The sequence below is a fragment of the Caballeronia sp. ATUFL_F1_KS39 genome (genome assembly GCF_023630985.1).
In the GTDB taxonomy this organism is placed as follows: domain Bacteria; phylum Pseudomonadota; class Gammaproteobacteria; order Burkholderiales; family Burkholderiaceae; genus Caballeronia; species Caballeronia zhejiangensis.
The window spans coordinates 1-2,078 of the sequence record NZ_JALQDZ010000034.1 but is presented as its reverse complement, the minus strand read 5'-3'; the positions used below and the strand labels follow the sequence as shown (position 1 = coordinate 2,078).

Below are 2,078 nucleotides of genomic sequence, written 5' to 3'. Positions count from 1 at the left end.
ACGGTCCGCCGCCCGAAAACGCTGAGGACACTGGTTCAGCACGAAAGAGCTTCGGCACAGCGCTACGCGCTGCCGCCCGGTATGCAAGGGAAACCAACGTGCGGCAAGTGCAGCGAGATTGAGACGTTAGTAGCGAAGCACGCGCGGACCCGATTGACCGGACGGCCGCGAAGCGGGCTGGAGCTATTTGGTGCTGAACCAGTTTCGTGTGTGGTGCGATGACACAGACCGTGCGCGAGCCAAGCTCGATGGGGCCTATGAGGGCACTCTTTAGGCAGCCCACGATGGACGAGAGGACTACCCAAATTGCGTGTGACCGCGGGCGTATCAGTAGCTGCTTTCTTTGCTTACTTTCTTTGCAGCAGCAAAGAAAGTGAGTGCCGCCCCGCACAGGGGCAGTGCTAATAGACCACTAAGAAAACGGGATCCGGCGAAACACCGGAGCCGACACGAGAACGGGATCCAGCGACAACCCCGAGCCGACACGAAAGGACTAGCAAATGAGCCTGAAAGAACACCTGAAAGACCCGACGCTCTTGCGTCACGCAGCGTACATCGACGGCGAATGGCAACAAGCCGACAACGGCGAAACGTTTGAAGTGGTGAACCCGGCAACGGGAGAATCCCTCGGCAAAGTCCCCAACATGGGCGCAACCGAAACGCGCCGCGCGATCGATGCCGCCAACACCGCCTGGCCCGCCTGGCGCAAAAAAACCGCGAAGGAACGCGCGGCCATCCTGCGCCGCTGGTTCGACCTGATGATGGCAAACGCCGACGATCTCGCCCTCATCCTCACGACCGAGCAAGGCAAGCCGCTCGCCGAAGCCAAGGGCGAAATCACCTACGCGGCGTCGTTCATCGAATGGTTCGCGGAGGAAGGCAAGCGCGTCGCCGGCGATACGCTCGCCACGCCCGCCGCCGACAAGCGCATCGTCGTGACCAAGGAACCGATCGGCGTCTGCGCCGCAATCACGCCGTGGAACTTCCCCGCCGCGATGATCACGCGCAAGGTCGGACCGGCGCTCGCAGCCGGCTGCCCGATCGTCGTGAAGCCCGCCGAAGCAACGCCCTTCTCCGCATTCGCGCTCGCGGTGCTCGCAGAACGCGCGGGCCTGCCGAAAGGCGTGCTCAGCATCCTGACCGGCGATCCGAAAGCGATCGGCGGCGAAATGACGGGCAATCCGATCGTGCGCAAGCTGTCGTTCACCGGCTCGACGGCGGTCGGCCGTCTGCTGATGGCGCAAAGCGCGCCGACCGTCAAAAAGGTGACGCTGGAACTCGGCGGCAACGCACCGTTCATCGTATTCGACGACGCCGATCTCGACGCCGCCGTGGAAGGCGCGATTGCATCGAAATATCGGAATAGCGGACAAACCTGCGTGTGCACGAACCGCTTCTACGTCCACGAGCGCGTCTACGATGCCTTCGCGCAAAAGCTCGCGGCAGCCGCGAGCAAGCTCAAGGTCGGAAGCGGCACGGAAAGCGGCGTCGCGCTCGGGCCGCTCATCAACGAAGCGGCCGTGCAAAAGGTCGAATCGCATATCGCGGACGCGCTCGCGAAAGGCGCCGCGCTCGCTTCGGGCGGCAAGCGGCACACGCTCGGTCACGGGTTCTTCGAGCCGACCGTACTGACCGGCGTCACGCCGGACATGAAAGTGGCGAAGGAAGAAACTTTCGGCCCGCTCGCGCCGATCTTCAAATTCTCGTCCGACGATGAAGTCGTGCAGCTCGCCAACGACACCGAGTTCGGCCTCGCCGCGTACTTCTATAGCCGCGACATCGGCCGCATCTGGCGCGTCGCCGAAGCGCTGGAATACGGCATGGTGGGCATCAACACCGGCCTCATCTCGAACGAAGTCGCGCCGTTCGGCGGCGTGAAGCAGTCGGGCCTCGGGCGCGAAGGCTCGCATTACGGCATCGACGATTACGTCGTCATCAAGTATCTCTGCATGGCGGTGTGATCGCGTTTCGTTGACGCGAAAAGAAAAAGCCTCGGCGCTTTGAACTGACCCCGCAAAGTTGGACAGTTTTGGGCTAGGCCGCTAAGGGCTGAGTTCTGTACATCACAGGACTCAGCC

1 protein-coding gene is annotated in these 2,078 nt (G+C 62.6%); it reads left to right on the top strand.

The features are described 5' to 3' along the window. Positions 1-500: 500 nt before the first annotated feature. A complete protein-coding gene (locus NCR93_RS15115; protein WP_008353830.1) occupies positions 501-1,961 on the top strand; it encodes an NAD-dependent succinate-semialdehyde dehydrogenase in 1,461 nt (486 codons plus the stop codon). Positions 1,962-2,078 lie beyond the last annotated feature (117 nt).